The 18,373-nt window shown below is 50.3% G+C and carries 19 protein-coding genes; 11 read left to right on the plus strand and 8 right to left on the minus strand.

The window, feature by feature from the left end:
• Positions 1 to 19 precede the first annotated feature (19 nt).
• The gene (locus BW972_RS14270) at positions 20 to 1,843 is read right to left on the minus strand and encodes a glycoside hydrolase family 3 protein (protein ID WP_234986394.1); all 1,824 of its coding nucleotides are present in this window, start codon (positions 1,841 to 1,843) and stop codon (positions 20 to 22) included.
• Between the two features lie 299 nt (positions 1,844 to 2,142).
• Between BW972_RS14270 and BW972_RS14275 the strand changes: the two genes are divergently transcribed.
• The 4 genes from BW972_RS14275 to BW972_RS14290 all read left to right on the plus strand — a co-directional run bounded on the left by BW972_RS14275 (position 2,143) and on the right by BW972_RS14290 (position 5,228).
• Positions 2,143 to 2,940 carry a rhomboid family intramembrane serine protease gene (locus tag BW972_RS14275; RefSeq protein ID WP_076422618.1) on the plus strand — a complete coding sequence of 266 codons (798 nt, stop codon included), beginning with the start codon at positions 2,143 to 2,145 and terminating at the stop codon, positions 2,938 to 2,940.
• Between the two features lie 29 nt (positions 2,941 to 2,969).
• On the plus strand, positions 2,970 to 3,689 hold the full coding sequence (locus BW972_RS14280) for a TVP38/TMEM64 family protein (RefSeq protein ID WP_076422619.1): 720 nt from the start codon (positions 2,970 to 2,972) through the stop codon (positions 3,687 to 3,689).
• A gap of 339 nt (positions 3,690 to 4,028) precedes the next feature.
• Entirely contained in the window at positions 4,029 to 4,589 is a 561-nt protein-coding gene (locus BW972_RS14285; RefSeq protein ID WP_234986395.1) for an RlpA-like double-psi beta-barrel domain-containing protein, read from the plus strand.
• A 75-nt stretch (positions 4,590 to 4,664) separates the two neighbouring features.
• Entirely contained in the window at positions 4,665 to 5,228 is a 564-nt protein-coding gene (locus BW972_RS14290) for an HD domain-containing protein (RefSeq protein WP_076422621.1), read from the plus strand.
• 66 nt (positions 5,229 to 5,294) lie between these two features.
• Here BW972_RS14290 and BW972_RS14295 read toward each other — a convergent pair whose 3' ends face one another.
• A complete protein-coding gene (locus tag BW972_RS14295) occupies positions 5,295 to 5,486 on the minus strand; it encodes a hypothetical protein (protein ID WP_007655743.1) in 192 nt (63 codons plus the stop codon).
• Between the two features lie 193 nt (positions 5,487 to 5,679).
• Here BW972_RS14295 and BW972_RS14300 point away from each other — a divergent pair, with 193 nt between their 5' ends.
• Positions 5,680 to 6,675, plus strand: coding sequence for a sterol desaturase family protein (locus BW972_RS14300; RefSeq protein ID WP_076422622.1), 996 nt, complete (start codon positions 5,680 to 5,682; stop codon positions 6,673 to 6,675).
• 52 nt (positions 6,676 to 6,727) lie between these two features.
• Here the strand turns inward: BW972_RS14300 and BW972_RS14305 are convergent, their stop codons facing one another.
• Positions 6,728 to 7,162: a hypothetical protein gene (locus tag BW972_RS14305; RefSeq protein ID WP_076422720.1), complete on the minus strand. Its 435-nt coding sequence runs from the start codon at positions 7,160 to 7,162 to the stop codon at positions 6,728 to 6,730.
• Positions 7,163 to 7,291: 129 nt separating this feature from the next.
• A complete protein-coding gene (locus BW972_RS14310) occupies positions 7,292 to 8,341 on the minus strand; it encodes a nucleoid-associated protein (protein WP_076422623.1) in 1,050 nt (349 codons plus the stop codon).
• A 248-nt stretch (positions 8,342 to 8,589) separates the two neighbouring features.
• On the opposite strand from BW972_RS14310, the gene BW972_RS14315 reads away from it, so the two are divergent.
• Complete coding sequence (locus BW972_RS14315; RefSeq protein ID WP_076422624.1) at positions 8,590 to 9,270, plus strand: porin family protein; 681 nt, start codon at positions 8,590 to 8,592, stop codon at positions 9,268 to 9,270.
• Positions 9,271 to 9,341: 71 nt separating this feature from the next.
• Here the strand turns inward: BW972_RS14315 and BW972_RS14320 are convergent, their stop codons facing one another.
• Both BW972_RS14320 and BW972_RS14325 read right to left on the minus strand, forming a co-directional pair.
• On the minus strand, positions 9,342 to 10,058 hold the full coding sequence (locus BW972_RS14320) for a response regulator transcription factor (RefSeq protein ID WP_076422625.1): 717 nt from the start codon (positions 10,056 to 10,058) through the stop codon (positions 9,342 to 9,344).
• Positions 10,059 to 10,131: 73 nt separating this feature from the next.
• Entirely contained in the window at positions 10,132 to 12,333 is a 2,202-nt protein-coding gene (locus tag BW972_RS14325) for a sensor histidine kinase (RefSeq protein WP_076422626.1), read from the minus strand.
• Between the two features lie 142 nt (positions 12,334 to 12,475).
• On the opposite strand from BW972_RS14325, the gene BW972_RS14330 reads away from it, so the two are divergent.
• Both BW972_RS14330 and BW972_RS14335 read left to right on the plus strand, forming a co-directional pair.
• The gene (locus tag BW972_RS14330) at positions 12,476 to 13,579 is read left to right on the plus strand and encodes a T9SS type A sorting domain-containing protein (RefSeq protein ID WP_076422627.1); all 1,104 of its coding nucleotides are present in this window, start codon (positions 12,476 to 12,478) and stop codon (positions 13,577 to 13,579) included.
• 117 nt (positions 13,580 to 13,696) lie between these two features.
• On the plus strand, positions 13,697 to 14,692 hold the full coding sequence (locus BW972_RS14335) for an alpha/beta fold hydrolase (RefSeq protein ID WP_007655726.1): 996 nt from the start codon (positions 13,697 to 13,699) through the stop codon (positions 14,690 to 14,692).
• A 20-nt stretch (positions 14,693 to 14,712) separates the two neighbouring features.
• Here the strand turns inward: BW972_RS14335 and BW972_RS14340 are convergent, their stop codons facing one another.
• Positions 14,713 to 14,940 (minus strand): hypothetical protein, encoded by a 228-nt coding sequence (locus BW972_RS14340; RefSeq protein ID WP_007655725.1) that lies wholly within the window; start codon positions 14,938 to 14,940, stop codon positions 14,713 to 14,715.
• A gap of 204 nt (positions 14,941 to 15,144) precedes the next feature.
• Between BW972_RS14340 and BW972_RS14345 the strand changes: the two genes are divergently transcribed.
• The gene (locus tag BW972_RS14345) at positions 15,145 to 15,516 is read left to right on the plus strand and encodes a hypothetical protein (RefSeq protein WP_007655724.1); all 372 of its coding nucleotides are present in this window, start codon (positions 15,145 to 15,147) and stop codon (positions 15,514 to 15,516) included.
• A 74-nt stretch (positions 15,517 to 15,590) separates the two neighbouring features.
• Here the strand turns inward: BW972_RS14345 and BW972_RS14350 are convergent, their stop codons facing one another.
• A complete protein-coding gene (locus tag BW972_RS14350; RefSeq protein ID WP_076422628.1) occupies positions 15,591 to 17,021 on the minus strand; it encodes a DEAD/DEAH box helicase in 1,431 nt (476 codons plus the stop codon).
• A 293-nt stretch (positions 17,022 to 17,314) separates the two neighbouring features.
• Here BW972_RS14350 and BW972_RS14355 point away from each other — a divergent pair, with 293 nt between their 5' ends.
• On the plus strand, positions 17,315 to 17,893 hold the full coding sequence (locus BW972_RS14355) for a helix-turn-helix domain-containing protein (protein ID WP_076422629.1): 579 nt from the start codon (positions 17,315 to 17,317) through the stop codon (positions 17,891 to 17,893).
• 11 nt (positions 17,894 to 17,904) lie between these two features.
• Entirely contained in the window at positions 17,905 to 18,354 is a 450-nt protein-coding gene (locus BW972_RS14360) for a DUF305 domain-containing protein (protein WP_076422630.1), read from the plus strand.
• Positions 18,355 to 18,373 lie beyond the last annotated feature (19 nt).

Here is an 18,373-nt window from a genome sequence, read left to right on the forward strand (position 1 = left end):
AAAGCACCCATACAAGATACTATGGACTTACGGCGAGTAGCGGTTTGTCTTTGCTAATGCCGTGTCCATACTGGTAGTGCCTGTTGACGGTAACGGGCAGCTTGCCGCGTGCAGGTATCTTGCCAAACAGCAGTTTGGCTGCCGCCACCTGCGCGTGCATGTGGGCTTGGTAAGCCAGTATCAGTACCCGGCTCTTGTGTATGTCCGGGAACTGGTTCAGGGTATAGGGGTTGTCAAAAAGCGTCATAATAGACCGGTTGGAGCGGGCCAGCTCTGTCACATAGGCGGTTGCTTCCTTAGAGTAACCCAAGCGGTTGCTAGGCGTCACGCTCGGGCCGTAGAGCCCCACCAGCACCAGGTCGTATCCTTTAAGTTTTTGCTTTATTTGTTTTACCTCTTTGGCATTGGCTTTTCGGGATATCACAAAGTCTGCGTCAATGCGGGCATGCCTGTTTATCTCCCGCTGGAAAATACTGGGACGTACCACACCGAAGGAGAGTGTGGCGATGCGCTGCCGTTTTTTCTGGCGGATGGGCAGGAAGTTCTTGCGGTTGTTGAGCAAGGTCATGGCTGCCTCGGCCAGCGCATGGTTGGTACTATCGGCTATACCTGGGTTCAGGTCCTCATACAGGTTTTCCAGTTCAACAGGCTTATACCTGTCCAAACCTACCCAGGCTTTGGCCGCCAGCATTTTTTTGCAGCGGCGGTCAATCTCCTCCTGCGACAGGTCACCACGGGCAATGGCCTGCTTGATTGCCTGAATGGCTTTAGGCACACTGTTAAGGCGCTCCAGTACATCGTTACCCGCCATCAGGGCGCGTGCCTCTGCCTCCCCCGGACTGAAGTATTTGGTAACGCCCTTCATCACCATGGCATCTGTAAAGACCAAGCCTTTAAACTGCAGCTGGTTCTTGAGCAAACTGGTCACGATGGGCTTAGATAGGGTAGAGGGCAGGTTGTGGGTCGTGTCGAGCTGCTGCATGTGCATGTGTGCGACCATAATACCGCCAATGCCATGCTTGATCAGCTCCCGGAAAGGATAAAGCTCCAGCGAGTCGAGCCGGGCACGGTCATGCGGAATCACAGGCAGGTCGTAATGTGAGTCCACATCCGTGTCGCCGTGGCCAGGGAAATGCTTGGCTACTGCGATGATGCCATTTTCCTGCATGCCTCGCATGTAGGCCAGACTTTTGGCTGTAACGTCTAGTTTGTTCTCGCCAAAGGCACGATAGCTGATAATGGGGTTCTGGGAGTTGTTGTTGATATCGGCCACCGGTGCAAAGTTGACGTGCATACCTAGCCGCTTGAACTCTTCGGCCACCTCGGCCCCCATGCGGTAGATCAGTCCGTTGTCTTCTACAGCCCCCATCATCATCTGAAAAGGATACTGCACGGTGCTGTCCAGGCGCATGCCCACACCCGTTTCGGCATCCATCGAGATGAGAAGTGGTACCTTGGAAGCGGCTTGCAGACGATTGTTCAAGACAGCCTGACGCACAGGGCCTCCCTGGAAGTAGATAATGCCGCCTACCTTGTATCTGGTTACCAGGTTCATGACGTCGGCCTCGTATTTTGGGCCTTGGTTGGAAAAAGCCTCAATAATAATGAGCTGTGCGATACGCTCTTCAGGGCTCAGGGTCCTGAATACAGAATCCACCCAAGGTGATGGGTTTTCAATCGCCTCCACCAAGGTGCTGGGTCGTGTATAAGAGACCTCTTCCGGGAAAAACTCGTGCTTTTGCTCTTCCTCACGCGCATAAGCGGCCCCGCTAGTGTCTGAGCTCTCGCAGGAACTCAGCAACAACAGCATACAGCACATCAGGCAAAGGCCTAGTGCTGACAAGCGTCTGGCTAAAGGGTGAAGTGAATTAGCGTGCATGGTACTGGTGGTGAAATCACCTTTTATACTTCTTAATTTTGGAATCGATTTTTTGACTATACCCTTATATGCTTAACAACAGGGCTGAAATGGAACTGTTACGATATAGAACGTGAAAAGTATGGATATAGCATACGATTTATAACCTACAGCCCGTATCTTGTCACTGTGTGGGATTATTTCTCCATGACTTGCCTTTACCTTTGTACGTATAGCCTGAGCACAGTAAAAAGCGCAATCACATCTGCTCCAAACAAAACCCTATGATGCAAGTAACCCCTTTGCAGAGCCACCAAAGCCTGAAAGCCGAACATGAACGTTTTGCTTACAGTTTTCTGCCGGGCACCTTGTTTGTAGGGCTCATTTGGTTGGTGGCGTTGCTTTCGTACCTGAATGAGGTGAACCTGACCTGGTTAGGCATTCATCCGCGCGACTTTCTGGGGCTGATCGGTGTGTTTATGGGCCCACTCATACATTCTGGTCTCATACACTTACTTTCCAATTCCTTTCCGCTGGTGCTGCTTTCGGGCTTTATTTTGTTTTTGCACCGATCGGTTGCACTGCGTGTGTTTGTGCTGGTCTACGTACTGAGCGGACTGTTCACCTGGTTTATTGGCCGTGATGCTTACCATGTAGGGGCTAGTGGGGTTGTGTACGGCCTGGCGGGTTTTCTGCTGTTCAATGGCATCGTTCGTCGCGACAGGGCGGGCCTGGCAATCTCTTTAGCTATACTTTTTCTGTACAGTGGCTTGTTTTACGGTTTGTTCCCATCAGAAGAACGCATCTCCTGGGAAGGGCACCTGGGTGGTCTGGTGGCCGGACTGGCAGCGGCTGTGCTTTACGGAGAGCATGTCGACAAACAGGTGGCTATACCTGCAGAACCTCCCCTTAGCCAAGGTGAGCGCTCGGCGCAGCAGCGGCATCAGAGCAGTACGCTGGTCAATCCACAGTATACCTGGCGTTACTCGCTTGCCACTCCCGAGCCTGGCAGGGTGTACAAACAGACAGCCCTGATAAACAAATCTAGTGGTATGCTCGAGCATCCAACCTCAACCAAATAATCTGCGTCTAAACAACGAAAGACTTCCTTATGGCGAACAATACGACAACCAAGCAAGAAGATACAAAACAAAGCAAATGGCCCCTCTTGGTAACGGCGGCAATTATTGCCATACTGGTAGGTGCTTATTTTATTTCATCAGACTTTCAGGCGAATATTCAGGAAGGCTGGGAAGTACTGACAAGTGGTGATGAGGAGCGCATTTCTTCCTGGGTGGAGCAGTTTGGCTTTTGGGGACCATTCTTCATTATTTTGGCCATGGTCGCTCAGATGTTCTTGCTGGTCATCAATGTGGTGGCGCTGATGTTAGTGGCCATCATTGCTTATGGGCCAGTGTGGGGGTCGCTTATTGCGCTGGCCGCTGTGCTGGTCGCCTCCACTGTCGGGTATTTAATTGGCAGAGGACTAGGTGAGGCAGGAGTACGCAGGATCATCGGGCATAAGGCCGAAGAGAAGGTGTGTGGATTTGTGTCAGAGTATGGAATTTGGGCGGTGATCATTGCCCGTATCTCCCCCTTTCTATCCAATGATGCGGTTAGTTTCGTTGCCGGTATTACCAAAATGGGGTATTTTAAATTCATTGGAGCCACTATGGCTGGCATTATTCCGCTCACCGTGTTATTGGCCTGGCTCGGCGAAGATGATGATCGTTTGATGAACGGCTTGATCTGGGTAGGTGGCATTAGCCTGGTGCTTTTTGTAGGCTATGTCATCTATGACAAGTACTTTAAAAAGCAGCATCAAGGTTAGGCTTCCGGTACTGTTACGAGGTTAATCTATGAAGCTTTGTAAATTACAATTTCAGGCGTTTTTTGATACTCATAAGCTTTAATTCTGAAAGTTATTTTATGCAATGATTTTAATTTTTACTATAAATATTTAGTGAAAATTTAAAAATCTTTTCTTATACTTCTCCTTGCCCTAAATCATTGAATTTAGAATATACTGGCACTATGTACTACTTTCCATAATATAAACTTTCACTATACTACGGTCCTAAATTCATCCATCTTACAAAACTTAATTTCTAAGCCTGCCGTTTAAGCGGGTTATTGTAATAGAAATGATGTTTCACGAAATGGATTGCATATGTTTAGGGTCAAAATACTCGCAGTAGTAGTCTCCATTTTTGTAACTTTTTTCGACGAAATGGCTTATCCGGAACCTGAGGAACCAAGCCCTGCAAGTGAGCATCAAGCTCCGGATTTATTAACTCCACGACTTATAGAAAAAATACAAGAATACCCCGAGTACCCAGAAACCTTTACCGTAACGGCCACTGTTTACTACCCCGAAAGAGGCCAGACTGACGGAAATCCCCTGATCACAGCCGACGGCTCCCGCATTAACCCCAAAAACCCTAAAAAACATCGCTGGATTGCTCTTTCACGTGATATGTTGTCACGTTGGGGCGGTGATATACAGTATGGTGATACGGTGTGGGTACGCGGAATTTCAGATGAACTGGATGGGCAGTACATCGTGCGGGACACCATGAACCGACGCTTCACAAATCGTATCGACATATTGGTAGGACGCAGAGACAAGATTTATGGCAAGTGGGACAACGTGCAGATTGCAAAAGCCGAATTTCCGGAAGTGGAGCATCACTTCCAGCCAAGTGATTTTGGCTTCGCTATGAACCGCTAAAACTTGTTTGGTTACTGGCAGCAGGCTTGTATGGTGATTTTGCTTATATTGGAGCTCCATCAAGCTTAAAGCAATATGACAAGAGACGAAGCACGCGCCATACTGGAGCAGATGACTACCAGCGAAAGCCTGCTGCGCCATGCCCGCACCGTAGAGCTGGTCATGGAGGCCTATGCAAATAAGTTAGGAGAGAACACTGAAGAATGGGCAATCGCCGGCCTCCTGCACGATGCCGACTACCAGGCCTACCCGGAGCAGCACCCGAATGTGATCGTAAACCAGTTACGTGAGAAAGGGGAGGAGCGCATTGCCCATGCCATATCGGCGCACTATACGCATTGGGATGTACCTTATGAGACTACCCTCGACAAAGCCCTGATCGCCTGCGACGAGATAACGGGTTTTATTGTAGCCTGTGCGCAGGTGCGGCCACAGCGACTCGAAGGGCTGGGGGCAAAGTCAGTGATGAAGAAACTGAAGACCAGTGGATTTGCCGCTTCTGTTGACCGCGAAGAAGTACGCATAGGTGCTGAGCTCTTCGGCGTGGATTTAAAAGAGCATATCGACTTTATCATCGGGGTGCTGCAGCAGCACCAGTCTGAGCTCCAGCTCGAACCTTTGGAGCAAGACGAAGCCTAAGCAGCATAATTTAAATTTATACAGGCCGTGCCGGTGCAGTGATTTTGCGTCGGCACGGCTTTTCTTTTAAGCCAGGTAGTAACGCAGCGCCTCCAGACCTTTGGTATCATCTTCGGCCTCTACTACTTCGTCTATTACAAACTGAATTTCCTGTTCGCTCCAGTTCTCCTTCTCAGCAGCTCTGACAAACAGGTCGATGGCGGCATAGCGGTTGATGCCGGCAGGTAGGGTGACTTTTACTTTCTTTCGGATATTCATGGTGTGTACTTGATTGGAGTAAGATTACGCAGCCTGATTCACAAAATCAATTTTTTTTGTTGATCCCCCTTTATCTAACGCAAGGCAGACCAGTGTTATACCCGCGTTTGTATAGCGAGGCCTGATGAAGAGACTAACCCTTTGCGGTGGCGGTCGTTACATTAAGCTATACCCCTGCAAAAATGGATAGCTTATGGAGAAGGAAATCTTTACTATGGACCAAATGGCAGAGCTGGATAATTTTACGATCATGCATTTGGCCGCGCCCATTATCGTAGCCTCCGTACTGATCGAATGGTATGTGGGTGTAAGAAAGAAGCGGAACTACTATGACAAGCGTGATTTTATGGCCGCTGTTTCCATCGGTTTGGGCAGTATCATACTGGGGGCTATGCTCAAGGTCACACTTTTTTACATATCACTGGTCATCTACAATGCGGTGCCCTGGGCCATACCGCGGTCCTGGTGGGGATTTGTTTTGGCTTTTGTGCTGGTGGATCTTTGCCGTTACTGGGCACATCGTATCTCGCACGAACAACGCTTTTGGTGGGCGACACACGTCACACACCACTCTTCTGAGAAAATGAACTTCTCAGTCTCCTTCCGCACCAGCTGGACCCAACACATCAAGTTCCTATTTTTCCTGCCCGTGCCTTTCCTGGGCTTTGATCCCCTGACATTCTTCGTATGCCACCAGTTAGCCGTGCTTTATCAGTTCTGGGTGCATACCGAGCTGGTCCGGAAGCTGCCTGCACCTATTGAATATATCTTCGTGACGCCCTCACATCACCGGGTACATCACGGCTCCAACCCCAAGTACATCGATAAGAACTACGGATCCACTTTCATTTTCTGGGACCGCCTTTTCGGGACTTTCCAGGAAGAAGAGGAGCGTCCAACATATGGCCTGACCAAACCTGTCAACTCTTACAACCCGGTCTACCTGGTGTTCCATGAATGGGTGGATATCTGGAGAGATCTGCTGCATGCCCGGTCGTTCAGAGAAGCCTGGGATATCCTGTTCCAACCACCAGGTGCTATCGTGACTGCTCACCAGCGTGAGGTATTGGCGACACAACAAGCTGAACCTCTCGAAGCTGCACCTGCCCTGCAAGTGGTCACGGCTATACCTGCCGAAATCGAACTAGAGGAACAAACTTCCCCGCCTGAAAACGGGCAAGTTGGCTGAAATAAAAAAAAGCATGATGGCTGCCATGCTTTTCTTTTTTGCTTTATACTGACTAGTAGTTGTTGTCGTACTGTTGCCCTTGGCCTTGACTTGGGTTACTTCTTGCCTCACGCGGCACACCCATCTTCTCTTCGCGGCGTGACTGGTACTGGGCAAACTGCTGCTCCGTGAGGATATCTTTGATCTGTGAAAGCCTGGTCTGGCTGATGATGTCCATTTGCTGGGCTAGTTTAGGCGGATTGTCCCGGTGCTTTAGGCGGGCTTCTTCCGCAAATTTCATGCTGCTGCGGTTCACATCCTTCAGTTGGGCGGCCTGTTTTGGACTTAGTCGCAGGTTCTTCACCATACCGGCTGTTATCTCATCAGCACGCTGTTCCAATGTTTTAGGCGCACTCTGGGTAGTGCCAGCCTTTTGTGCGGGGGCCTGTGCAACCACGGCGGTAGCGGCAAAGGCAAAAAGTAAAGTGGCAAGAACTGATTTTTTCATATCTCTTTTAAAGCTTATCATCGGTGCTTTCTTCTCTATCAAATACTGTTCCGGTATTTCGGCGCAGGTCTCTCTGCAACAAGCCCGGTTCAGGTATAGTTTCTATACCTGTTTGCTGGTCAGATAACGCTAGGACTCGGAGTGGAAGTATACCTTGTAGAAGTGCATGCCGCGCTCCTGATCGAAACCGCGCTCCACGTACTGTTCACTCTGCTCCGGGTTATAGCCGCTGAACTTGATCTCGATCTGGGTGTCAAGTTTGATGAAGTTGCGGAACTTGCGCTTCATGTTCTTCACCGTGTTTTTGTTGATCGCAAAATCAGTGAAGCCCTCGATATCGCGCTCCTCGGCAAAGGCCTGTGTGTAGTTTTTGAAGCGCTCAGCCGTTTCGGGTTCGTCGATCACGCTGCTGGTGAACTCCTCCAGATCAAAAGTCTCGCTCTTGGAGAAATAATCCACGGAGCGGCTAATGAAGTCTACCTGTGCTTTTTTGCTGTCGGTCTGGGCAAACACCTCTTCTGAGAAATCCTTACAGAGGTTGAGGGCCGTCTTGGTATTGAAGTTGGTGTCCTTGAGCTCCGTCACATGCAGGAAGTCCTCTTTCCAGAACACGGCGTCGGTGCTGTTGGCGTCTACGATCTTCACCCGGAAGCCGTCCTCGGCCTCGGTATTAAAGATCAGGCAGCCTTTGTCCACGCTCTTGATGTTCACCCCGAAGTGGTAGTTCATGCTCAGGTCATCGTCCTCTTCCTGAAAGGTCAGGAAAGTGTCCTTGTTCTCGGACTTGAAAATACCGATTGCGTCCACGATGTCGTCCTCCATTACACAGCCTGACAAAAGCACCACGTAGAGCTCTCCACTTTTCACTTTTGGATGGTCTGACTGTTCGTACAAGTGGTTGAGCACATGCACGGAGTACTCCAGAAACTTCTGCGGCTCTGTAAACATCAGGGCAGAGTATGCGAACATTTCGTTCAGGGCGATATCGGACACGTGGTGGAAACGGAAAAACTCCTCCTGCTTGAAAGGGGCCAGGAAGTAATTGGTCAGTAAATCACTCAGTTGTTCGTCCCTCAGGTCAACCAGTTCCTTCGAAGCGATCACACCCTCTTCCTTTGCCTTGTTGCCTACCCGGTGCACGGCCAGCCTGTTCAGCCGCACCTGTCTTTTGTCATTCATCTGCCTTTGCGTTTATACCTGCCCCTGTTCTGAGCCATGGGCTGCAAAGGTAAGGAGCAACTATACCTATGGGCAAATAAGATGCATGTAAAAAATATTTTAAACTATAATTAGCTGATTTTAAAATATTTACGTCTGATTATGAACTTTTTTTAAAACGTTAGGTCCAGATTTGGCACGATTCTTACATCAGGGTAATTAAGCTGCGCAGCTTATTTCTTGTTTTTCAATATTTAAGGATAGGTGTGATGAAAAAGATATTTCTACTACTGGCCGTCGTTCTGGGAATGGCGGTAACGCAGGCAAATGCGCAGCAAAAGCAGCCCGTGCGCATCGGTATAAAAGCGGGTGTGAACATGGCCGAATGGCAGGGACAGACCATTAACAGTGCCCAGGATCTGATGGATATGACTAATGGCTCCCTCAGCCGTGAGATGCGGGAAGGATTTCATGTCGGTGGTGTCGTGTCTATACCTATCGCACCTGGCTTTGAAATTGAGCCGGGCCTGCTATACTCTCAAAAAGGTATGCGCCTAGTTGGCAAAATCCCGATGGAACAGTTTGACTTCCTGAACGCGGGTGTTACCGTGACAAACAAAGCAGAATACATTGATTTGCCGATTCTGGCAAAGATTTTCATAGGCGACGGCTTCCATATTTTCGCCGGTCCTCAGTTCTCATACCTGTTGTCTAATAAAGTACAGGTACGGGCTGGAGCTCTGGGCTTTAATGCCCTGAACCAGGAGTGGGACATGAACAGCGGCTTCCGTGAACTGGATGTGGCGGCAACCGGTGGTATAGGCTACCGCTTTGCCAGTGGCTTTGACCTAAGTGCAGGCTACGACTACGGCCTGACCACGGTGGATGCCAACCGCAACTTCGACACCTTTAACCGGGTGATCAAAGCCTCTGTAGGATTTACTTTCTAAATAGATATTGTTTGTTAAAGTGTTTTGGTGAAACACACAGGCCGCTACTTCTGGTAGCGGCCTGTTTCGTTTTACAGCATTACCCCGTTGTGGGCGCACAGCCGGTAGCCCTGCCCATGTATGTTGATGATCTCGACAGCAGGATCGTGACGGAGGTACTTGCGGAGCTTGGCAATGTACACATCCATACTGCGGCCCGTAAAGTAGCTGTCCTCGTGCCAGATGCGGAGCAAGGCCTCCTCTCGTGGCATCACATCGTTCAGGTGTTGGCATAGCAGGCGTAGTAACTCGGCCTCTTTCGGTGAAAGCTTCTGGATATCGCCATTGTAGTGCAGCAGGCGCAGCTTGTACTGGAAGCGATATTGCCCGATGTTATATTCTGTCACTTCCTGCTTTTCAATGGTCGGGTTGCCGCCTTTGCGGTGCATGATCGCTTTTATTTTGTAAAGCAGCACTTCGGAGTCAAAGGGCTTGGTGATGTAGTCGTCGGCACCGATCTTAAACCCTTCGAGCATGTCCTCCCGCATGGCCTTGGCCGTCAGGAAAATCAGCGGCATATCAGGCTGCAGCTTCTTGATTTCGCGGGCCAGTGTGAAGCCGTCCTTGCCTGGCATCATCACATCAAGTATGCACAGGTCGAAGCTGCCTTTTCGAAAAGCCGTAATGGCCTGGCAGCCGTCGGGGCATAGCGTCACCTCGTAGTCATGCAGCTCCAGGTAGTCTTTCAGCACGATCCCAAAGTTCGGGTCGTCCTCGGCAAGTAGTATGTTCAGTCCTTTGTCGCTCATGAGGTGATGTATTTAGGTATAGGCTTTAGATTAAAGATGCCGCGCAAGGTGTACTGGTTGCATGGCGCACATATCAGGCACTGGCAGGTATAAACACCTCAAAACGGCTGCCTTTACCCGGCTCGCTTTGCAGCCGTATGGTTCCATTATGGGCTTTCACGATGGCTTTCACATAGCTGAGTCCCAGTCCGAATCCTTTCACGTTGTGCAGGTTCCCGGTTGGCACCCGGTAAAACTTGTCAAACACCCGCAGTTGCGTGTCGCGGGTCATGCCCATGCCTTTGTCCTCCACAGCCAGTAGGGTGCCACCGGCTGTGTTGTAAGTTTCTACGCGGATGGCAGGGCGATCTGGTGAGTATTTATTGGCATTGTCCAGCAGGTTGCAGATGACGTTGTAGAAGTGCACTTCGTCCAGCTCAAGCTCAGGGCCAGTGGCATGCAGCTCGGTGGTGATCACGCCTTGCCGTTCTGCTACCTGCAGGTGTATACTTTCAACGGCTTTGAGCACCAGGGCATGCAGGTCTGTCCTGGCCAGGTTCATCTGGTAGTCGTTCTTCTCGAGTCGGGCTATCTGCAGCACATTCTCCACCTGAGAGTTCATGCGCTTATTTTCCTGCCTGATGATGCCGGTGTAGTACTGCACCTTCTCCGGGCGAGCGTATACCTTGGGGTTGGAGATGGCGTCAGCGGCTAGCGAGATAGTCGCGATCGGCGTCTTGAACTCATGCGTCATGTTATTGATGAAGTCATTCTTCATATCGGAGAGCTTCTTCTGCCTGAAAATAATGTGAATAGTGGTGCCAAAGGTGGCGACCATGATCAGGGTGAAGAGCGCCGAGAAGGCAAGCATCATCCAGAGGGACTTGAGCGCATAGGCCTGGCTGTCAGGAAAGTAGACGGCGAGCTGGTCAGACTTGTCAAATATGTCATTGGGAAACAGGCTGGCCTTGTAAGTGGCAAAAGAGTTGATGCCGCTGACAGGAAGGTGGCTGGCCATTACGGTGTCCTGCTGACCGGATAGCACCCAGTAGCCAAAATCCAGTGCGATGCCTTTGTCCTGCAGTTCGCTCTGCAGCATAGGCTTCAGTTCGTTCAGGTTCATGCGCTGCGCCAGTGGGATGTCCTTTGCCACATACTCCACCACCATTTTCTCCACCACGTCATTCAGCTTTTCCTTTTTCGCCTCTATTTTGGCAAGGTCTGGCTTGGCAGCTACAGTCGGCTGGGCTGGCGTGCTCTGAGCAGGTTTTGAAGTTGTGGCAGGTATAGTACTCGATTTTGCCCTGGCCTGAAGTACTGAGTTGTTTGATGACGCCTCCTGCGCGGGTCTTCGCTCTTCTGGCCTGTGAATGCTCCGGAAGGTAATCTTACTACCCGAAAGAACCGCTGGATCTGATACGATGGTCTCGGTATAGTTGCTGCCACGGGCGGTATTTTCTTTCCTGTAAATGAAAATACTGTCCTTCCGCACGTTGATAGAGGCTATGTCAGCGGGCGAAAGCGTTTGGGTGATGAAGTTGTTACGACGGAGGCTGTCCAGGTGCAGGGCTATGTACTGCAGGGTATCCACCGAAAAGTGAACGGTTCTGCCATTCAACTGGCGGCTATACCTGACTGTACTGTCCGGTAGGCGACGTATACGCAAGGTGCTGTTCTGGCTCAGGCGCTGGGCGCGGGCCTGCATGGAGTCTACCTGGGCTTGCCAGGCGGCCATGTGCTGGATGTGCTCCATCGGGATGGCTGGCATGGCGGGCACACGAACTCCCGGAGGCATCAAATGCTGCACCATAGAATCTAAAGAGCTAAACTCCACCCGGAAACTGCGGTTCCCGGTATATGGAAAGGCCTGCCCTTTTATGCTTCTGAAATGCGTGGGCTCGTCTGACTGCTGCTTTTCTGTCGGCGCTATACGTGCTGCTGCTATACCTTTTGGTTTGCTTTGTGAGGCAACCGCGCTGTTGCCCTCAGGCTGATCAGAAGATTCTGACTGCCTGGCGTTCGTAAAAGATACTTCTGTAAGGGACGGTACGCCATGAAGCGGCACTGTTTCCTGTGCAGGCTGCTGGAGCGTAGCCATACCGCTAGCCACTGCTGAAACAGCCTCCTGCGTCTCCAACTTTTCGACCACCCGGGCAAGCGCCTCGTGCACGCTGCGGTCAAATTGCTCCTGCTTCACTTGTATGGCATCCGATATCCAATACAGCTGAAGCCCGACCATACCGAGTAACGATATGCTCATCAGCACGATAACACCTATGATAGTCAGTCTGCTCACATAACAAATTTACGTATTTCGTCCGGCTTGTCCATCACTTTAACTTTTCCTTAACAGACTTTAACCTGGCTTTAACGCTTCGGGCTCCCGTGCTGGCGTACATTTGTAGAAACGATTCGCTAACCCATTATACCCCAACACTATGAACCTCTTTCTCAATCTTCAGACCTTGCTCAGACTGGCCATAGCCTTGCTGATGGGGCTATTGCCCTTCTACCACGCCCTGGCGCAGGAGTCTGGCCAGCAAAAGCACAAGATGCATATCAAGTTGATCCGCACTGTGGATGGTGAAACTGTGGTGATTGATACCACTTTTACAGCCGAAACAGAGGAGGCCATCGGCAAAGCCCTCAAAGCTGCCCGGCTGGATACGGCGCACATGCGCCTGCTGGATGGGAAAGTCAAAGCCTATACCTTGGGAAAAGAGGGGAATGCCATGTTCAGGGCCAGGGTACAAAGTATAGAGGGAGATAGTGCCATGCGGCGTGCTCTGAGGGAGGTTCGGGTGCTAACGCTTTCTGCCGATAGTTTGAGTAAAGAGATGGTGAAGCGGATGGAAGTTCTGCGAGGTGAGGGTAAGAACCTGACGTTAAAGGGGCACCCTGACACTTATATTCGGATGCACCGGGACTCTGCTTTTACATTCAGGATACTTGACGGGGAGCGTCTGAAGGATATAAATCCGAAGGAAATAGAGCGCATTGTCGTGCATGCGATGCCAAGTCATGTCCGTATCGACTCGCTAATGAAACTGCACGAGAACCTGAATATCAAGGTGATTGTAAAAGACGGTGATAAGAAAGTATACCGCATCCATGAAGACGGTAGGGAAGAAGAAGTGACGGGCGAGGAAGTTGGATTGCACTTTGCAAGACCGGGCCGGGCTATTTTTCTCGTACACAAAGCCAGAGTAGAGGATGTGACCAAAGCTGACAAAGAACAACTGAAGGCATCCGGTGCTCCTGTGGAGATGAAGTCACGCGAGGAGCTCAAAATCGAGGAGATCAACTTCCACCCAAATCCAAACAATGGTCGCTTCAAACTTAAGTTCGCACTCAAAAACAAAGGCACCACCGTGGTTCGGGTGATGGATGACAAAGGTCAGGAAGTGTTTGTGGACACGATCGAGAAGTTGGAAGGTGTGTACGAGCGGGAAATAGACCTGACCCCATTTGGCCGGGGCTTGTACTTCCTGCAAGTGGCCCAGGGTGGCCGCTACCATACTAAGAAGGTGTTAGTTCAGTAAATTAGATTTGCAGCATAGTTCAGTAGAAAAGCCCGGTGCCTGCAGTGCCGGGCTTTCTGCTTTATAACTCTTCCGGCCCGCTGTAAGTAAAAAGAACAGGACTTATACCTGAATCAGATGAAAAACTTTATATACCCTTTCATATTTCTACTACTCTTCCAGGTTCCGGCAGAGGCACAATCGCAGCGCGCCTATGATGCCACTTTGAGCGACTATGCTTACCGTTACCCGGTGAACTACCTGGAGGTGGAGCAGGAGGGGCAGAAGTACAGAATGGCTTACATGGATGTGTCGCCGCCCACCAGTTTTAAAAATCCGCAGACAGTGGTGCTCCTGCATGGTAAGAACTTTCTGGGGGCTTACTGGCAACAGACGGTTAACTTTCTGGCAGGGCAGGGATTCCGGGTTGTCGTGCCTGATCAACTGGGCTTCGGCAAGTCAGACAAGGCAGAAGTGCATTATAGTTTTCACCAATTGGCGCAGCACACCCGGCAATTGCTGGATCACCTCAAAATCAGCGAGGCCGTTATGGTCGGGCACTCCATGGGGGGCATGCTGGCTACAAGGTTCGCACTTATGTATCCGGAGACGACCGCCAAACTAGTGCTTGAGAATCCAATTGGACTGGAGGACTACCGGCGCATCGTACCTTACAAGAGTTTGGATGAGCTATACCAGGAAGAACTGAAGCGCACGGAGGCAGGCATTCGGGACTACCACAAGACTTACTATACCTCCTGGAAGCCAGCCTATGAAGAGTGGGTGCGCATACCTGCGGCCCAGTTGCGCAGTCCGGACTACCCGCTGGTGGCTCGGGTGGCAGCGCATACCTATGCCATGATCTATGAGCAGCCAGTAGTGTATGAATTCAGCGAGTTAAAAATGCCTGTGCTGCTGGCCATCGGGCTGGAGGATCGCACGGTGGTAGGGAAGGCCTATATCAAAAGTGAAGAGGAGCGGAAGCAGTACGGACAATACCCGCAACTGGGGCAGCAAACGGCTGGAGCTATACCGAATGCCCGATTGCTGGAGTTGAACGGGGTGGGCCACATTCCGCATATCGAGGCAACGGACCAGTTTCATAAAGCGCTGCTGGAATTCCTGAAGCAGTAAGCTATACCTGGCGCCAGATCTTAATGGTGGTGGTGATGATCGTGCTCGTCGGGCTTGCTGTTGAAGTTGACAATCGTGCCCAATCCAAAGAATACAAACCAGCAAAGATATAGCGCATTGAAATTCTCCACTGTTTTGTCGATAAACAGTAGGATAATGTTCGCCAGTATAGTCATCACCAGACCCGTCATCGCCACAAACTGGTAAGAGTTCATCTCACGTGGGTCATATATTTTCGATAGTTTCATAAGCTTTCTTGCTGCCGGTTCTCTCTTTAACGCAATTGGGGTGCCATACGTGCCATTCGTTTGCGTTATTTCGCTCAAAGATAATCTAAAGATGTGGTAGATATATAATAGTATTCAGTTGATTACTTATGTTAAATAAAAATTTACCGCTCCTAACTGATCTCCCGGCAGAGCGTATACACAGGTAAACTAACGAATTGAATTATGGCAACCAGAGACGAAGATATACAGAACACGCCCAACAGCCCGAAGAATGTAAACGACGAGCATCGCAAAGGACAGACGATGGGCAACAAACCTGACCCATCTGCGAAGCGCAACGTGGGGTATGGGGGAGCGTTGGAGCGAGCTGACCAGAAAGATAGCCTGGAAAACCTGCATATACAGGGAAACGAAACGACCGGCTATGGCGCCAACAATCCTAAGAGCACGGAGGAGTTTGCACAGGGCCCCGGCTTCGAGTACGAGGGCAGCGACACGGCCATGGACGATGATGTGAACGGCATCCGCAGTCGTCAGCAGCCTTTCGGGGAGGATGATACTGAACCGAATGACAGCGACCAGAGTCGCATTTAAGACAGGCTATACCTAAATTCAGCAAAAAGCCCCGCCTCTTCAACAAGAGGCGGGGCTTTTTATGTTATGAACGGCTAGTATTCCAGATTTCCGGATGGCCTGCTTTGACCGCCGCCTTTTTTATCCCGCCAGTTTCTGCGGTTGCCGCCAGCTGAGCGGCTATTGGTTCCTGCGCTTGCTGTAGCACGGCTGCTTCCTTCGCTTCTGCCTGTACGACCGTTTGAATTTCCACCTGATCGTCCATTACCACTTCCGGATGGCTTGTTGCCACTTGCAGCACGGTTGCCATTGTTAGAAGCTGTTTTGTTCCGGGGCTCTCTTCCGGCTGGGCCTTTCGGCTTTTTGGCATGCTCGAGATTAACAGATAAGTGCTCTGGCAAAGCAAAAGGATGGTCTGCATTTACTTTTATCTGCTTGTTGATCAGCTTCTGGATGTCACGCAGGTAATAGCGTTCTTCCTCATCGCAAAACGACAGTGCTATACCTGCATTGCCGGCACGGCCCGTACGGCCAATGCGGTGCACGTAAGTCTCGGGTTCGTTTGGCAATTCATAGTTAATCACATGCGACAGCTCTTCCACATCGATACCGCGGGCGGCAATGTCCGTCGCCACCAGCACACGGGTAGAACCTGCCTTAAAGTTGCTCAAGGCACGTTGACGCGCATTCTGTGACTTGTTGCCGTGGATGGCTTCTGCCTGTATATTCGCTTTGTTCAGGTCCTTGGCTACCCGATCGGCGCCATGCTTGGTTCTGGTGAATACCAGCACACGGTCGATCTCAGACTCTGAAAGAAGGTGACGCAGCAGCTCCCGCTTGTCGTTTTTCTCTACAAAGTATACGGCCTGACCCACTTTCTCAGCGGTAGATGAGACAGGGGTCACTTCCACTTTTACCGGATTAATCAGTATGGTGTCAGCCAGATCCTGGATAACAGGCGGCATGGTAGCAGAGAAGAACAGTGACTGTCGTTGCTTTGGCAGCATCGGGATGATGCGCTTGACGTCATGGATAAAGCCCATGTCCAGCATGCGGTCCGCCTCGTCCAACACGAAGAACTCTACGTGCTTAAGCGAGATAAAGCCCTGCCCGATCAGGTCGAGCAGACGGCCTGGTGTTGCGATAAGCACGTCTACGCCACGCTTCAGGGTCTGAACCTGCGCATGCTGCGACACGCCACCGAAAATAACGGTATGGCGCACGCCAGTGTTTTTGCCGTAAGCGGCAAAGCTTTCGTTGATCTGTATGGCCAGCTCCCGTGTAGGAGTCAGGATAAGCGTTTTGATGGTGTTAGATGCTCTGTTTTTTTGGTTGTGCAGCATCTGTAGCACAGGTATGGCGAAAGCAGCTGTCTTGCCTGTGCCCGTCTGGGCGCAGCCAAGCACGTCGGTGCCAGCCAAAAGGTGTGGAATAGCCTGTTCCTGTATGGGCGTAGGCTGGGTATAGCCCTCCGCCTGAAGTGCCTTCAGGATAGGATCTATTAAATTTAATTCGCTAAATGTCATGTATGATTGATTATTGCAAGCTACAAAGGTAAGTCTATTATTCCGGCTTGCGCTTATTTATTTGTAAACCACTATACTGCTACTCAGCGGGTATAGGATGGTCGAATAAGGGTACAACAGGAAGTGTATCGTAATAATTCAAAGCAGGTATGCACAGGGCAGTTCTGTTTTGCAGCAGCCTGTAAATGCGGCAGGGCAAAATGTTTTATTAGATTTGCGTAGGTATAGGCAGGTATACCCGCACATAAGAAATTGTTGTGCAGCAATGACTTGCTTTTAATTTAACAAAGGAAATGATACAGCCACACACGTTGCACATCCGCAATATGGTATGCCCCCGTTGCCTCAAGGTGGTGACCCAGGAGCTCGATAAACTTGACTTAGACCCGGTAGCCATCCAACTGGGTGAAGTAAAGCTGGAGCAGGCGCCTACAACGGAGCAGTTGCGTAAGCTGCGGGAAGCGCTGCAGGAAAATGGCTTTGAACTGATTGAAGACAAGAAGGCAGAGCTCGTCGAAAAAATCAAAATTGCCATCATCGAACTGATCCGCTCGGGAGAGGTGGAAAATCTCAATGTTAACATCTCAGACTATCTGGCACAGCAGCTTGGCCGGGACTATCACTACCTGAGCACACTCTTTTCGGCCGAAGAAGGACTCACGATTGCACGCTATGTCGTGCTGCAAAAGGTAGAACGGGCCAAAGAACTGCTGGCCTACAACGAGTTGAGTCTGAGTCAGATCAGTTTTCAGTTGGGATATAGCAGTGTGGCGCACCTGTCGGCGCAGTTTAAGCAGGTAACCGGGATGTCGCCATCAGAGTATAAGAAAGCCGCAGCTCCATTGCGGAAGCCGCTTGATAATGTAAACTGATTCAACTGCTTATGGAGAAGGGAAATTACGGGAAGTTTATGCTGATGCTTGGGCTTTCCTTTTTGGTGATGTATGCCGTCATGTTCAGCAATGTAGCCGAAATAAGTCACATTCATCTCAACCTCAACCGGCTGTACATGACTATCCTGATGGTGGCTCCTATGGCTTTGATCATGCTAGGAGTAATGCGCTCGATGTACAGAGACCAAAAGATGAATGCCATCATCGCCGTCATGAGCATCATGGCCATTGTTGGATCATTTATTATGCTTCGTAACCAGTCCTATATAGGTGACAAAGCATTTATCCATTCCATGATCCCGCACCACTCTTCTGCTATACTGGTCAGTGAAGAGGCCAGAATCAATGATCCGGAATTGAAGAAGCTGGCAGAGGAGATCATCCGGTCACAGAAGAAAGAAATTGCAGAGATGGAGAAAATTCTGCAGCGGGTAGACTGAGTAAGCAGGAAGTAATGTA

It is taken from the genome of Pontibacter lucknowensis (assembly GCF_900156415.1).
Lineage (GTDB): Bacteria > Bacteroidota > Bacteroidia > Cytophagales > Hymenobacteraceae > Pontibacter > Pontibacter lucknowensis.